A 13,302-nucleotide genomic window follows, 5' to 3' on the forward strand; every position below is an offset into this window, starting at 1 on the left:
CCGGGATCGCCTCGCGCCACCCGGCAATAATTTCAAAAAGGGGCTTTAGCCCCTTTTTTGTCTGGAGAATTTATTATGGCGAAAGAATTTGGTCGCCCTCAGCGCGTAGCGCAGGAAATGCAGAAAGAGATCGCACTCATTCTGCAACGTGAAATCAAAGACCCGCGCGTCGGCATGATGACCACCGTTTCCGGTGTGGAAATGTCCCGCGATTTGGCCTACGCAAAAGTGTTCGTCACCTTCCTGAACGATCAGGACGAAGCCGCAGTGAAGAACGGCATTAAAGCGCTGCAGGAAGCCTCTGGTTTCATCCGCTCTCTGCTCGGCAAAGCGATGCGCCTGCGTATCGTGCCTGAACTGACCTTCTTCTACGACAACTCGCTGGTCGAAGGTATGCGTATGTCCAACCTGGTGACCAGCGTGGTGAAACATGACGATGAGCGTCGTGTTAACCCGGCGGACGACAGCAAGGAGGACTGATGAGTCGTCCTCGTCGTCGTGGTCGCGACGTGCATGGTGTGCTGCTGCTGGATAAACCCCAGGGCGCTTCCAGCAACGACGTGCTGCAAAAAGTGAAGCGTATTTTTAACGCCAACCGAGCGGGCCACACCGGCGCGCTCGATCCGCTGGCAACCGGCATGCTGCCGGTCTGTCTGGGAGAGGCGACAAAATTTTCCCAGTACCTGCTCGACTCCGATAAGCGTTACCGCGTTATCGCTAAGCTGGGCCAGCGCACGGATACCTCCGACGCGGATGGCCAGGTCGTGGAAGAGCGTCCGGTGACCTTTAGTGCGGAGCAGCTTGATGCGGCGCTGGAGAGCTTCCGTGGGGAGACGATGCAGGTGCCGTCGATGTATTCGGCGCTAAAGTATCAGGGCAAAAAACTCTACGAATATGCGCGCCAGGGTATTGACGTCCCGCGTGAAGCCCGTCCGATTACCGTGTATGAGCTGCTCTTTATTCGCCACGAAGGTGATGAGCTGGAGCTGGAAGTGCACTGTTCGAAAGGGACCTATATTCGCACCATCATTGATGACCTCGGTGAAAAGCTGGGCTGCGGCGCACATGTGATTTACCTGCGTCGCCTTGCGGTGAGCAAGTACCCGGTGGAGCGAATGGTGACCCTGGAACATCTGCGCGAGCTGGTTGAACAGGCGGAATCTCAGGGGATCGCGCCGGCAGAGCTGCTCGACCCACTGCTGATGCCGATGGACAGTCCGGCTGCGGACTTCCCGGTTGTTAATCTTCCTTTAACATCGTCCGTTTACTTTAAGAACGGCAACCCGGTTCGTACGTCAGATGCGCCGCTGGAAGGCCTGGTACGCGTGACTGAAGGTGACGAAGGGAAATTCATCGGCATGGGCGAAATGGATGGCGAAGGGCGCGTTGCGCCGCGTCGTCTGGTCGTCGAATATCCGGTCGACGCGTGACGGTAATAACGGCTCACCTTGCGATAAGCAGGGGAGACGAGTAGAATATCGCCGCTTAACGCCTGGTAAATTGTTTAACAATCTGCGGGGCGTACATGGGATTGCTGAATTAGAGATCGGCATCCTTACATTCTTTATACTTTGGAGTTTGAAAATGTCTCTAAGCGTTGAAGCTAAAGCTAAAATCGTTTCTGAGTTTGGTCGTGGTACTAACGACAGCGGTTCTACCGAAGTTCAGGTTGCACTGCTGACTGCACAGATTAACCACCTGCAGGGTCACTTTGCAGAGCACAAAAAAGATCACCACAGCCGTCGTGGTCTGCTGCGTATGGTTTCTCAGCGTCGTAAACTGCTCGACTACCTGAAACGTAAAGATGTTGCACGCTACACCGCGCTGATCGAGCGTCTGGGTCTGCGTCGCTAAGTCTTGCGAGTTTCAGAAAAGGGGGCCTGATGGCCCCTTTTTTCAAGCAGACGGCAGCAATTCACTGGAAACTATTGTATTGTTGCTATAAATGATCTTCATTGCAGAGGTTCGCGCGGCTAATGAGAGGCTTCACCCAGGGGGGTGTTGGTTGTCATTAGTCGCGAGGATGCGAAGAAGGTCGGGTCAAATCGACAGCACACCGGTGGTGTGCTGTCAAACATTTAAGAAAGGACAGAACTTTGCTGAATCCGATCGTTCGTAAATTCCAGTATGGTCAACATACCGTCACGCTGGAAACCGGCATGATGGCACGTCAGGCGACTGCTGCCGTTATGGTAAGCATGGATGACACCGCGGTATTCGTTACCGTTGTTGGCCAGAAAAAAGCTAAACCAGGTCAGGACTTCTTCCCGCTGACCGTTAACTACCAGGAGCGTACCTACGCTGCCGGTAAAATTCCGGGTGGCTTCTTCCGTCGTGAAGGCCGTCCAAGCGAAGGCGAAACCCTGATCGCGCGTCTGATTGACCGCCCGGTTCGCCCGCTGTTCCCGGAAGGCTTCGTCAACGAAGTGCAGGTTATCGCGACCGTTGTTTCCGTTAACCCACAGGTTAACCCGGACATCGTGGCGATGATCGGTGCGTCCGCTGCCCTGTCACTGTCTGGTATTCCATTCAATGGCCCAATCGGTGCCGCGCGCGTCGGTTACATCAACGACCAGTACGTGCTGAACCCAACTCAGGAAGAGCTGAAAGAAAGTAAGCTGGACCTGGTGGTTGCGGGTACCGAAGCCGCTGTGCTGATGGTTGAATCCGAAGCTGAACTGCTGAGCGAAGACCAGATGCTGGGCGCTGTGGTCTTCGGCCATGACCAGCAGCAGGTTGTTATCCAGAACATCAACGACCTGGTGAAAGAAGCCGGTAAACCACGTTGGGACTGGCAGCCAGAAGCGGCCAACGACGCGCTGAACGCACGCGTTGCTGCACTGGCAGAATCTCGTCTGAGCGATGCATACCGCATCACCGACAAACAGGAACGTTACGCTCAGGTTGATGTGATCAAATCTGAAGTAACCGCGACCCTGGTTGCTGAAGACGAAACGCTGGACGCTAACGAAATTGGCGAAATCCTGCACGCTATCGAGAAAAACGTTGTTCGTAGCCGCGTGCTGGCTGGCGAGCCGCGTATCGATGGCCGTGAAAAAGACATGATCCGTGGTCTGGATGTGCGTACTGGCGTGCTGCCACGTACTCACGGTTCTGCGCTGTTCACCCGTGGTGAAACGCAGGCGCTGGTTACCGCGACCCTGGGTACGGCACGTGACGCGCAGATCATCGACGAACTGATGGGCGAGCGCACTGACAGCTTCCTGTTCCACTACAACTTCCCTCCGTACTCCGTAGGTGAAACCGGCATGGTTGGCTCACCGAAGCGTCGTGAAATTGGTCACGGTCGTCTGGCGAAGCGCGGCGTGCTGGCAGTGATGCCAGAAGCAGACAAATTCCCGTACACCGTACGTGTGGTGTCTGAAATCACCGAATCCAACGGTTCCTCTTCCATGGCTTCCGTGTGTGGTGCCTCTCTGGCGCTGATGGATGCAGGCGTGCCAATTAAAGCCGCCGTTGCGGGTATCGCAATGGGCCTGGTGAAAGAAGGCGACAACTATGTTGTTCTGTCTGACATTCTGGGTGACGAAGACCACCTGGGCGATATGGACTTCAAAGTAGCGGGTTCCCGCGACGGTATCTCTGCGCTGCAGATGGATATCAAAATTGAAGGTATCACCAAAGAGATCATGCAGGTTGCGCTGAACCAGGCTAAAGGTGCACGTCTGCACATCCTGGGCGTGATGGAACAGGCTATCAACGCGCCACGCGGTGATATCTCTGAATTCGCACCGCGTATTCACACCATCAAGATCAATCCAGACAAGATCAAAGATGTTATCGGTAAGGGCGGTTCCGTAATCCGTGCGCTGACCGAAGAGACCGGCACCACCATCGAAATCGAAGATGACGGTACCGTGAAGATCGCAGCAACCGACGGCGAGAAAGCGAAATTCGCGATCCGTCGCATCGAAGAAATCACTGCAGAAATCGAAGTGGGCCGCGTCTATGCAGGTAAAGTGACCCGAATCGTTGACTTTGGCGCGTTCGTTGCCATCGGCGGCGGTAAAGAAGGTCTGGTTCACATCTCTCAGATCGCTGACAAGCGCGTTGAGAAAGTGACCGATTACCTGCAGATGGGTCAGGAAGTGCCGGTTAAAGTTCTGGAAGTTGATCGCCAGGGCCGTATCCGTCTGAGCATTAAAGAAGCAACCGAGCAGTCTCAGCCAGCTGCTGCGCCAGAAGCACAGGCAGCAGAACAGCAAGGCGAGTAAGTTGCCATTTGCCCTCCGCTTTGCGGAGGGCCTATTATCAGGCAGGACGCCTTGTTAAGCCGCCGGGGGACAGGACGTTCATCCAATAGTTGTCTTCGGGAGTGGGAAATGAAGCCTTTTTTGCGCTGGTGTTTCGTTGCGACAGCTTTAACGCTGGCAGGATGCAGCAACTCTGCCTGGCGTAAGAGCGAAGTCCTCGCAGTGCCATTGCAACCGACTTTGCAGCAGGAAGTGATCCTGGCACGCATGGAACAAATACTTGCCAGTCGGGCTTTAACCGATGACGAACGCGCACAGCTTTTATATGAGCGCGGAGTGTTGTATGATAGTCTCGGTCTGAGGGCATTGGCGCGAAATGATTTTTCACAAGCGCTGGCTATCCGACCTGATATGCCTGAAGTATTCAATTACTTAGGCATTTATTTAACGCAGGCAGGCAATTTTGATGCTGCCTATGAAGCGTTTGATTCTGTACTTGAGCTTGATCCAACTTACAACTACGCGCACTTGAATCGCGGTATCGCATTGTATTACGGCGGTCGTGACAAGTTAGCGCAAGATGATCTGCTGGCGTTTTATCAAGACGATCCTAATGATCCTTTCCGTAGCCTGTGGCTTTACATCGTTGAGCGGAAGCTCGATGAGAAGCAGGCAAAAGAGGCACTGAAACAGCGCTTCGATAAATCGGACAAGGAACAGTGGGGATGGAACATTGTCGAGTTCTACCTGGGCAACATTAGCGAAGCAACGCTGATGGAACGCCTCAAGGCGGACGCAACGGATAACACCTCGCTCGCTGAGCATCTCAGTGAAACCAACTTCTATTTAGGTAAGTACTACCTAAGTCTGGGGGATAAGGACAGCGCTACGGCACTGTTCAAATTAGCGGTTGCTAACAACGTACACAACTTCGTTGAGCACCGTTATGCATTGTTGGAATTATCGCTCTTGGGCCAGGAGCAAGACGACCTGGCAGAATCGGACCAGCAATAGCTGACGACATAAACATCAGCCCGTAATCTTTTGATTGCCATCACCTTAACTGGTGAGGGCGTTGTTGTTCGTCAATACACCTACTTTGAGCCGGTTCACACTTTTCAATGAAAATTGCTAATCATTTTCACGATGAGCTAAGTAGACTGGCCGCCATTGACATTGAGGCACTCGTACTACATGGCTGAATTCGAAACCACTTTTGCAGATCTGGGCCTGAAGGCTCCTATCCTTGAAGCCCTTAACGATCTGGGTTACGAAAAACCATCTCCGATCCAGGCTGAGTGTATCCCACACCTGCTTTCTGGTCGTGACGTGCTGGGCATGGCCCAGACTGGTAGCGGTAAAACTGCAGCGTTTTCGCTGCCGCTGCTGAACAACATTGATCCGGACCTGCGTGCACCGCAGATCCTCGTTCTGGCTCCAACCCGTGAACTGGCTGTTCAGGTTGCAGAAGCCATGACGGAATTCTCTAAACATATGCGCGGCGTAAACGTGGTTGCCCTGTACGGCGGCCAGCGTTATGACGTGCAGTTACGCGCCCTGCGCCAGGGCCCACAGATTGTTGTCGGTACGCCGGGCCGTCTGCTGGATCACCTGAAGCGCGGTACCCTGGACCTCTCTAAACTGAGCGGTCTGGTACTGGATGAAGCAGATGAAATGCTGCGTATGGGCTTCATCGAAGACGTTGAAACCATCATGGCGCAGATCCCGGACGGTCATCAGACCGCGCTGTTCTCTGCCACCATGCCGGAAGCGATTCGTCGTATCACCAAACGCTTCATGAAAGAACCTCAGGAAGTGCGTATTCAGTCCAGCGTAACCACTCGCCCGGACATCAGCCAGAGCTACTGGTCTGTATACGGCATGCGTAAAAACGAAGCGCTGGTACGTTTCCTGGAAGCGGAAGATTTTGATGCGGCGATTATCTTCGTTCGTACCAAAAATGCGACCCTGGAAGTGGCTGAAGCCCTGGAGCGTAGCGGCTACAACAGCGCAGCGCTGAACGGCGACATGAACCAGGCCCTGCGTGAGCAGACTCTGGAGCGTCTGAAAGACGGTCGTCTGGATATCCTGATTGCAACCGACGTGGCAGCACGTGGTCTGGACGTTGAGCGTATCAGCCTGGTTGTTAACTACGACATCCCGATGGATTCCGAGTCTTACGTTCACCGTATCGGCCGTACCGGTCGTGCGGGTCGTGCTGGCCGTGCGCTGCTGTTCGTTGAGAACCGCGAGCGTCGTCTGCTGCGTAACATCGAACGCACCATGAAGCTGACCATTCCAGAAGCGGACCTGCCAAACGCAGAGCTGCTGGGCAAACGCCGTCTGGAAAAATTCGCCGCCAAAGTACAGCAGCAGCTGGAAAGCAGCGATCTGGATCAGTACCGTGCGCTGCTGTCGCAGATTCAGCCTGTTGCTGAAGGCGAAGAGCTGGACATGGAAACCCTGGCTGCAGCACTGCTGAAAATGGCTCAGGGCGAACGTAGCCTGATCGTGCCACCAGATGCACCGATGCGTCCTAAACGTGAATTCCGTGACCGTGACGACCGCTTCGAACGTCGTGGCGATCGTAACGATCGTGGCCCACGTGGTGACCGTCCAGAGCGTGGTGGTGAAGACCGTCCTCGTCGTGAACGTCGCGACGCAGGCGATATGGAACTGTACCGCATTGAAGTGGGCCGTGATGATGGTGTTGAAGTTCGTCACATCGTTGGCGCTATCGCTAACGAAGGCGACATCAGCAGCCGTTACATTGGTAACATCAAGCTGTTCGCCTCCCACTCTACCATCGAGCTGCCGAAAGGCATGCCGGGTGAAGTACTGCAGCACTTTACGCGTACCCGCATCCTGAACAAGCCGATGAACATGCAACTGCTGGGCGATGCACAGCCACGCCCTGACCGTGGCGGCGAACGTCGTGGCGGTGGTCGCGGTTTCGGCGGCGAGCGTCGTGAAGGCGGTCGCAGCGAAGGTCGCGGTGGTGAAGGTCGTCGTTTCTCCGGCGAGCGCCGTGAAAGCCGTGGCCCGCGTCGTGAAGAAGGCACCAGCCGTCGTCGTTTCGGTGACGCGTAAGCCTTACGCTTCTGACGTAAAGTAAAATATACAGCCCCGATACATGCTATCGGGGCTTTTTTTATTCCCTTTGTACTCTTGTACTGGTACGGTGCGTCACATTAAAATGCAGAACCGCATGATTGACTGGAGAAAAGGCTGTATGGCGACACTAACCACCACCCAAACGTCACCTTCGCTGCTTGGCGGCGTGGTGATCATCGGCGGAACCATTATAGGTGCCGGGATGTTCTCCCTGCCCGTGGTCATGTCCGGTGCGTGGTTCTTCTGGTCGCTGGCCGCGCTGGTCTTTACCTGGTTCTGTATGCTCCATTCCGGGCTAATGATCCTCGAAGCCAACCTGAACTACCGCATTGGCGCGAGCTTCGACACCATCACCAAAGACCTGCTGGGCAAAGGCTGGAACCTGGTGAACGGGCTGTCCATCGCGTTTGTGCTCTATATCCTGACCTATGCGTATATTTCGGCGAGCGGCTCGATTCTGCATCACACCTTCTCGGAGATGTCGCTGAACGTACCGGCGCGTCTGGCCGGGCTGTGCTTTGCGCTGGGCGTGGCGTTTATCGTCTGGATGAGTACCAAAGCGGTGAGCCGGATGACGGCGATCGTGCTGGGCGCGAAGGTCATCACCTTCTTCCTGACCTTCGGCAGCCTGCTGGGGCACGTGACGCCTGCCACGCTGTTTAACGTTGCGGAAGTGAATACCTCCTATACGCCTTACCTGCTGATGACCCTGCCGTTCTGCCTGGCGTCGTTTGGCTACCACGGTAACGTGCCGAGCCTGATGAAGTACTACGGCAAGGATCCGCGCACGATTGTGAAGTGTCTGGTCTACGGCACGCTGCTGGCGCTGGCGCTGTACGTCATCTGGCTGCTCGGGACGATGGGCAATATCCCGCGCCCGGAGTTTATCGGTATTGCGCAGAAGGGCGGTAACATTGATGTGCTGGTGCAGGCCCTGAGCGGCGTGCTGAACAGCCGCAGCCTGGATTTACTGCTGGTGATCTTCTCTAACTTCGCGGTGGCGAGCTCTTTCCTCGGCGTGACGCTGGGCCTGTTTGACTACCTGGCGGATCTGTTTGGCTTTGATGATTCCGCGATGGGGCGCTTCAAAACCGCGCTGCTGACCTTCCTGCCGCCGATTGTGGGCGGCCTGCTGTGGCCGAACGGTTTCCTGTACGCCATCGGCTATGCCGGTCTGGCGGCAACCATCTGGGCGGCGATTGTGCCGGCGCTGTTGGCCCGCAAATCACGTAAACGCTTCGGCAGCCCGAAATTCCGCGTCTGGGGCGGCAAGCCGATGCTTGCGCTGATTCTGGTATTTGGGGTGGGTAACGCGCTGGTTCACGTGCTGTCGAGTTTTAATCTGCTGCCGGTGTACCAGTAAACATTTTGTGCCGGATGGCGGCTACGCCTTATCCGGCCTACGCGTCCCCGTAGGCCAGGTAAGCGAAGCGCCACCTGGCAAAAAGGCTACCCCACCAACTCCTCTTTCACCTGCATGGCCAAATCAAACGAGTGCAAACGCGCCTGGTGATCGAAAATCTGACCGTTAACCATAATTTCATCCGCCTGCGTTTCGCGCAGCACTGCTTCCAGCCCGTGACGCACTTTCGCTTTATCACCCACCAGCGACATGATCAGCGCCTGCTGTACACCATACTGCTCTGAAGCTGACCACAGCTGATGCATATTCTCCACCGGCGGCGGAAGCTGGCCCGTCTCACCGCGGCGCAGCTTCACAAACGCCTGCTGCATGGAGGTGAAGAGGAATTCCGCGTCGCGATTGCTGTCGGCGGCAATAATGTTGATACAGACCATCGCGTACGGTTTCTCCAGACGCTCGGACGGTTTGAAGTGCGTGCGGTAGAGATGCAGCGCCTGATGCAGCATATCCGGCGCGAAATGCGAGGCAAACGCAAACGGCAGCCCCAGCTGGGCGGCAAGCTGCGCGCTGTAGAGGCTTGAGCCCAGCAGCCAGACCGGGATCTTCTCGCCGTAACCCGGTACCGGGCGCACGTGCGGGTTCGGGTCACGCGCGTCGAACCAGTCCACCAGTTCGGCCACGTCGCGCGGGAAGTTGTCGATATCGCCGCTCATATGGCGGCGCAGGGCGCGCATGGTCGGCTGATCGCTACCCGGCGCACGGCCAATCCCTAAATCAATACGGCCCGGATAGAGGGTATTCAGCGTGCCGAACTGCTCGGCGATCACCAGCGGGGCGTGGTTCGGCAGCATCACGCCGCCGGAGCCCAGGTGCAGCGTGGTGGTATTTGCCGCCAGATAACCAATCAGTACCGAGGTGGCGGCGCTGGCAATGCCCACCATGTTGTGGTGTTCGGCCAGCCAGTAGCGGTGATAGCCACGCTTTTCGGCCAGCTGAGCCAGATCCAGAGAGTGCGAAAAGGCTTCTCTTGCCGAGGCGCCTTGTGGGATCGGCGCCAGATCCAGCACCGAAAACGGAAGGGTTTTGTCAGTCATAACAGCTCACTTTGTCGACGGTGAATCTTTAATACTGCATTAAAAAATGATAACCGTTGTTAACAAAGTGAGCCTTTTTTAGGCCTGAAGTTCCAGCCCGGCCAGACGCTTCCAGTAGCCGTTACAGTCGCTGTTTGCCGTCAGCGGCAGCGGAGCAGCGCCGTTTTCGTTAGCGCGGAAGGCGTCCAGCATCGCGAACACGCCGGTATCCAGCGGTGACAGGCGCACCATATCGACCAGCCCGTCCATCGACGCCAGCTCGTTGCCCAGGTTATAGACATAGCCGCTCATGGTCTGAATACCGTTGAGAACAAACACCTGCTGATTCTCCTGCGACAGCATGCTGCGCCCGTTCGGATACTTAATACAGCAGGTTTCGCACTCGTCTTTCGGACGGTCTTCCGAGCGTGCGGTAAAGCAGCGGGCGGAATAGGCCAGCGGCAGATGGCCGTAGCTCAGCACCTCCACTTCAAACTTGTTGCGAATGCCCAGCTCTTCACACTGCGTGAGCAGGTTTGCCAGCCAGTCGCGGGAGAGTTCCACCGGCATGCACCAGCGCGTCATCCCCTGTTTGAGCAGCAGGCGCAGGGTCACCGCGTTGTAGCAGTTCAGGGCATGACCCGCGACAAACGGCAGCTTGCGCTCGGCACACATGTTCACCACGCCGAGATCGCTCGCTTCCAGCAGGAATTCGCCGTTCTCAACGTAGCGTTTCAACTCGCCCAGTTCAGAAGAGGCCTGCACCAGCGCGAGCGTGGAAAGCACCACCTGTTTGCCGCTTCCCGCCAGGCTTTTCGCCATCTCCAGCCAGTCGCCCACTTTCGTCGCCCGGCGTTTGCTGCACACCGCTTCGCCGAGGTAAATCACATCGGCGCTGCTGGTGGCGGCCTGCTGGTAAAAATCTTCCAGCGTCTCTTTTGGCCAGTAGTAAAGCACCGGCCCTAATGAATATTTCATGATTTTCTCACTGCCATTTACGGTGATACGCGCCCAGCGTGGTTTGCGTGCCTTCGGACATCGATCCGAGCGTTTCCATCCAGGCCTGCTGCGGCGCGTAGTTCTGCGGGTCCGCCAGGCAGCGGTCGATGGCCTGACGCCACACTTTCGCCACCTGGCTCACGTACGCCGGGCTGCGCTGGCGACCTTCGATTTTCACCGAGGCAATATTGGCCGCCAGCAGCTCCGGCAGCAGCTCCAGCGTGTTAAGGCTGGTGGGCTCTTCCAGGGCATGGTAACGCTCGCCGTCGACCAGATAGCGGCCTTTACACAGGGTAGGATAACCGGCGTTTTCACCGTCCTGATAGCGGTCGATCAGCACCTCATTCAGGCGAGATTCCAGCCCCTGCGGCGTTTGCTGCCAGCGAACGAAGCGGGCAGGGGAGCAGGCCCCGACGGTATTCGGTGACTCGCCGGTCAAATAGGAGGAAAGATAGCAACGGCCTTCGGCCATAATGCACAGGCTACCAAAGGCAAAAACTTCCAGCGGCACTGGCGTGACGCGCGCGAGTTGCTTAACCTGATGAATAGAGAGTACGCGCGGCAGCACCACGCGGGCCACGTCAAAGTTTCGGTGATAAAAACGCACGGCCTCTTCGTTGGTGGCAGATGCCTGAACAGAGACGTGGCGCTCAATATGGGGATAGCGTTCTGCCGCATACTCAAGCATGGCGAGGTCGGCCAGAATCAGCGCATCGGCACCCAGCTGTGCCGCCATATCCACCGCGCGCTGCCAGCGGGCGTAGCCGTCAGGATGAGCAAAGGTATTGATGGCGATATGCAGCTTGCGGCGGTGCTGGTGAACGAAGTTAACGGCTTCCTGAAGCTTTTTCTCCGTAAAGTTGAGGCCAGCAAAATGGCGGGCATTGGTGTCATCTTTCAGCCCGATATAGACCGCATCGGCCCCATTTTCGATGGCCGCCTTAAGCGCCGGAAGGTTTCCGGCAGGGCAGAGCAGCTCCATAATTTATCCTGATGTTGTCGATCGCAAAAATGTTAACGAGCTGGGATTTTAATTAACCCATACGCGACAATTTTTGATTTAAGGCAGCTAATGGCGTATTGATGGCACCAATAATGAGGTTGTCCGGACGACGGTTTGTTGATTTACGCCGCTATGTTATGCGTCGGATATGGCAAAATAGCAGGACTATAGATATCAGGGAGTAAAGCTCGTGCTGGATAAACTGCGTTCACGTCTCGTACAATTTGGCCCATCAATGCTGAGCGTGCCGGTAAAGCTGGCGCCGTTCGCGCTTAAACGTCAGGTGCTGGAGCAGGTCCTGAGCTGGCAGTTCCGCCAGGCGCTGCAGGATGGCGAGCTGGAATTCCTGGAAGGCCGCTGGTTGAGCATTGAGGTACGTGACATCGGGCTGCGCTGGTTTACCTCCGTTGAGAATGACCAGCTGATCGTCCGCGAAACCGCCGAGGCGGACGTGAGCTTTAGCGCCAACGCCAGCGATCTGCTGATGATCGCCGCGCGCAAGCAGGATCCGGATACGCTCTTCTTCCAGCGCCGTCTGGTGATTGAAGGCGACACGGAGCTGGGCCTGTACGTTAAGAATTTAATGGATGCCATTGAGCTGGAGCAGATGCCGAAAGCGCTGCGCGTGATGTTAATGCAAATGGCAGATTTCGTTGAGGCCGGGCTGAAAACCCCGCCGGACAGTAAACACACTTCAGTAGGTGAGCCATGCTGATTCGAGTCGAAATTGGGATTGATGCACCGGGTATCGATGCGTTATTACGCCGCTCTTTTGAGAGCGATGCGGAAGCCCAACTGGTCCACGATCTCCGTGAAGACGGCCTGATCACGCTGGGGCTGGTTGCCACCGATGATGAAGGTCAGGTGGTGGGCTATGTTGCCTTCAGTCCGGTCATCGTTCAGGGCGAAGAGCTGCAGTGGGTCGGTATGGCACCGCTGGCGGTGGATGAAAACTATCGCGGGCAGGGGCTGGCGCGCCAGCTGGTCTATGAAGGGCTGGATTCGCTCAATGAGTTCGGTTATGCGGCCGTTGTAACGCTGGGCGATCCGGCATTCTATGGCCGTTTGGGCTTCGAGCAGGCCGCGCATTACGATCTGCGCTGCCGCTGGCCGGGTACGGAATCCGCTTTCCAGGTGCACCGTCTGGCGGACGACGCGCTCAACGGCGTCAATGGTCTGGTTGAATACCACGACCATTTCAATCGCTTTTAATCAGGCTCTCGCGTAGCGCCTCAAAGGAGCCGTCTCCGGTCACGAGGCGCTCTTTCTGGCGCTTCGTCAGCTGTTTGATGCGGTATTCCAGCCTGAGCGCCAGCGATCGGTCACCGACGGGCGCCGAAAAGGCGAGCTGTAATTCTCCTTTCCCCCGCAGCGCTTTTGCCCCTTTCCCCGTTTGATGTTGTAAAAAACGCCGCGCCACATCGGTGGTGATCCCGGTGTAGAGTGCGTTATCAGCGGTTCGGACAAGATAGAGAAACCAGCACACGGTAAACAGATTCAGTATGTTAAGGTGAACGCACCATAGCATGAGAGAGA

14 protein-coding genes are annotated in these 13,302 nt (G+C 56.2%); 10 read left to right on the forward strand and 4 right to left on the reverse strand.

Features of this window, described 5'->3' with window-relative positions:
• Positions 1-75: 75 nt before the first annotated feature.
• The 8 genes from rbfA to mtr all read left to right on the forward strand — a co-directional run bounded on the left by rbfA (position 76) and on the right by mtr (position 8,691).
• A complete protein-coding gene (rbfA, locus tag LLF79_RS11705; RefSeq protein WP_003024988.1) occupies positions 76-480 on the forward strand; it encodes a 30S ribosome-binding factor RbfA in 405 nt (134 codons plus the stop codon).
• Complete coding sequence (gene truB, locus LLF79_RS11710; RefSeq protein ID WP_058655019.1) at positions 480-1,430, forward strand: tRNA pseudouridine(55) synthase TruB; 951 nt, start codon at positions 480-482, stop codon at positions 1,428-1,430. The genes rbfA and truB overlap by 1 nt, the downstream gene beginning before the upstream one ends.
• Before the next feature lie 154 nt (positions 1,431-1,584).
• Positions 1,585-1,854 carry a 30S ribosomal protein S15 gene (gene rpsO, locus LLF79_RS11715; protein ID WP_003861789.1) on the forward strand — a complete coding sequence of 90 codons (270 nt, stop codon included), beginning with the start codon at positions 1,585-1,587 and terminating at the stop codon, positions 1,852-1,854.
• A gap of 242 nt (positions 1,855-2,096) precedes the next feature.
• Positions 2,097-4,235 (forward strand): polyribonucleotide nucleotidyltransferase, encoded by a 2,139-nt coding sequence (gene pnp / locus LLF79_RS11720; RefSeq protein ID WP_008501475.1) that lies wholly within the window; start codon positions 2,097-2,099, stop codon positions 4,233-4,235.
• A 108-nt stretch (positions 4,236-4,343) separates the two neighbouring features.
• Entirely contained in the window at positions 4,344-5,228 is an 885-nt protein-coding gene (gene nlpI, locus LLF79_RS11725) for a lipoprotein NlpI (RefSeq protein ID WP_008501476.1), read from the forward strand.
• Between the two features lie 107 nt (positions 5,229-5,335).
• Entirely contained in the window at positions 5,336-5,416 is an 81-nt protein-coding gene (gene yrbN, locus LLF79_RS27050) for a protein YrbN (RefSeq protein WP_100122156.1), read from the forward strand.
• Positions 5,409-7,304 carry a DEAD/DEAH family ATP-dependent RNA helicase gene (locus tag LLF79_RS11735; RefSeq protein ID WP_021242253.1) on the forward strand — a complete coding sequence of 632 codons (1,896 nt, stop codon included), beginning with the start codon at positions 5,409-5,411 and terminating at the stop codon, positions 7,302-7,304. Before yrbN ends, LLF79_RS11735 begins: the two co-directional genes overlap by 8 nt.
• A 142-nt stretch (positions 7,305-7,446) precedes the next feature.
• A complete protein-coding gene (gene mtr, locus LLF79_RS11740; RefSeq protein ID WP_227879552.1) occupies positions 7,447-8,691 on the forward strand; it encodes a tryptophan permease in 1,245 nt (414 codons plus the stop codon).
• Positions 8,692-8,777: 86 nt separating this feature from the next.
• Here the strand turns inward: mtr and LLF79_RS11745 are convergent, their stop codons facing one another.
• From LLF79_RS11745 to LLF79_RS11755, 3 genes are all read right to left on the reverse strand, one after another.
• Entirely contained in the window at positions 8,778-9,785 is a 1,008-nt protein-coding gene (locus tag LLF79_RS11745) for a luciferase-like monooxygenase (protein ID WP_227879553.1), read from the reverse strand.
• A 78-nt stretch (positions 9,786-9,863) separates the two neighbouring features.
• Positions 9,864-10,742: a U32 family peptidase gene (locus LLF79_RS11750; protein ID WP_021242250.1), complete on the reverse strand. Its 879-nt coding sequence runs from the start codon at positions 10,740-10,742 to the stop codon at positions 9,864-9,866.
• Between the two features lie 7 nt (positions 10,743-10,749).
• Positions 10,750-11,745, reverse strand: a complete 996-nt coding sequence (locus LLF79_RS11755) for a peptidase U32 family protein (RefSeq protein ID WP_045415306.1) — start codon at positions 11,743-11,745, stop codon at positions 10,750-10,752.
• Between the two features lie 211 nt (positions 11,746-11,956).
• Here LLF79_RS11755 and LLF79_RS11760 point away from each other — a divergent pair, with 211 nt between their 5' ends.
• Both LLF79_RS11760 and LLF79_RS11765 read left to right on the forward strand, forming a co-directional pair.
• The gene (locus LLF79_RS11760; RefSeq protein WP_008501482.1) at positions 11,957-12,481 is read left to right on the forward strand and encodes an SCP2 domain-containing protein; all 525 of its coding nucleotides are present in this window, start codon (positions 11,957-11,959) and stop codon (positions 12,479-12,481) included.
• Positions 12,475-12,978, forward strand: coding sequence for a GNAT family N-acetyltransferase (locus LLF79_RS11765; RefSeq protein ID WP_021242248.1), 504 nt, complete (start codon positions 12,475-12,477; stop codon positions 12,976-12,978). Before LLF79_RS11760 ends, LLF79_RS11765 begins: the two co-directional genes overlap by 7 nt.
• Here the strand turns inward: LLF79_RS11765 and LLF79_RS11770 are convergent.
• Complete coding sequence (locus LLF79_RS11770; RefSeq protein ID WP_008501484.1) at positions 12,965-13,294, reverse strand: GIY-YIG nuclease family protein; 330 nt, start codon at positions 13,292-13,294, stop codon at positions 12,965-12,967. The two genes, LLF79_RS11765 and LLF79_RS11770, sit on opposite strands and share 14 nt — an antisense overlap.
• Positions 13,295-13,302 lie beyond the last annotated feature (8 nt).

The organism is Enterobacter cloacae complex sp. 2021EL-01169 (assembly GCF_020733125.1).
GTDB lineage: Bacteria > Pseudomonadota > Gammaproteobacteria > Enterobacterales > Enterobacteriaceae > Enterobacter > Enterobacter roggenkampii.

Bases quoted from the DNA above. Each gene is read 5' to 3' on its own strand.
- rbfA (WP_003024988.1), top strand. From the start codon at position 76: ATGGCGAAAGAATTTGGTCGCCCTCAGCGCGTAGCGCAGGAAATGCAG.
- truB (WP_058655019.1), top strand. From the start codon at position 480: ATGAGTCGTCCTCGTCGTCGTGGTCGCGACGTGCATGGTGTGCTGCTG.
- rpsO (WP_003861789.1), top strand. From the start codon at position 1,585: ATGTCTCTAAGCGTTGAAGCTAAAGCTAAAATCGTTTCTGAGTTTGGT.
- nlpI (WP_008501476.1), top strand. From the start codon at position 4,344: ATGAAGCCTTTTTTGCGCTGGTGTTTCGTTGCGACAGCTTTAACGCTG.
- yrbN (WP_100122156.1), top strand. From the start codon at position 5,336: ATGAAAATTGCTAATCATTTTCACGATGAGCTAAGTAGACTGGCCGCC.
- LLF79_RS11735 (WP_021242253.1), top strand. From the start codon at position 5,409: ATGGCTGAATTCGAAACCACTTTTGCAGATCTGGGCCTGAAGGCTCCT.
- mtr (WP_227879552.1), top strand. From the start codon at position 7,447: ATGGCGACACTAACCACCACCCAAACGTCACCTTCGCTGCTTGGCGGC.
- LLF79_RS11745 (WP_227879553.1), bottom strand. From the start codon at position 9,785: ATGACTGACAAAACCCTTCCGTTTTCGGTGCTGGATCTGGCGCCGATC.
- LLF79_RS11750 (WP_021242250.1), bottom strand. From the start codon at position 10,742: ATGAAATATTCATTAGGGCCGGTGCTTTACTACTGGCCAAAAGAGACG.
- LLF79_RS11755 (WP_045415306.1), bottom strand. From the start codon at position 11,745: ATGGAGCTGCTCTGCCCTGCCGGAAACCTTCCGGCGCTTAAGGCGGCC.
- LLF79_RS11765 (WP_021242248.1), top strand. From the start codon at position 12,475: ATGCTGATTCGAGTCGAAATTGGGATTGATGCACCGGGTATCGATGCG.
- LLF79_RS11770 (WP_008501484.1), bottom strand. From the start codon at position 13,294: ATGCTATGGTGCGTTCACCTTAACATACTGAATCTGTTTACCGTGTGC.